At 70.1% G+C, this 558-nt stretch carries 1 protein-coding gene; it reads right to left on the reverse strand.

From position 1 onward, the window contains the following. A partial coding sequence (locus tag AC4FS3_RS29270) for a hypothetical protein (RefSeq protein ID WP_491023459.1) occupies positions 1-558 on the reverse strand: 558 nt, incomplete at both ends.

A 558-nucleotide genomic window follows, 5' to 3' on the forward strand; every position in this document is an offset into this window, starting at 1 on the left:
CAGGCCAGCGCCGACGCCTGCCGGATCACCGTTGTTGAAGGTGGCGAGGTTCTGGAAACGGGCGGTTTCCGCGACGCCGCCCTGGAAGGCGGTGACGATACGACCGGTGTTGTTGAGCGTCGAGGCGCCGCCGCCGAAGTTGCTGTCGCCGGTGACGTACCAGCTGTTCGAGCTGCGGTTGTTGAAGACGCTGGCGCCGCCGGGCATGTTCACCCGGCCGACGATGACGCCGTCGTTGCCCAGATTGGCGCTGGCGCCGGTGATGTTGACCGCCAGATCGCCGGTGGCGCCGATGAAATCGGTCGCCATGCGGCTGGAGGCCACCGAGCCGCCCGCCGCCACCGTCACGGCGGCGCCGGAGCCGCTGTCGATGTCAATGACCGGGGTGCTGGCCCCGCCGGGACCGCGCACCGAGCCGCCGATTTCCACGTTCGCAGTCTGACCGGCCCGGACTTCCATGCCGGAGGCGCTGAGCGAAGCGATGGCGCTGCCAGCGCTGGTGAGCACGCTCACAACGCCGTTGCTGCTGGCGGCGAAGACGCCGGTGTCGGCGGCGGT

It is taken from the genome of Pseudogemmobacter sp. TB195 (assembly GCF_058313095.1).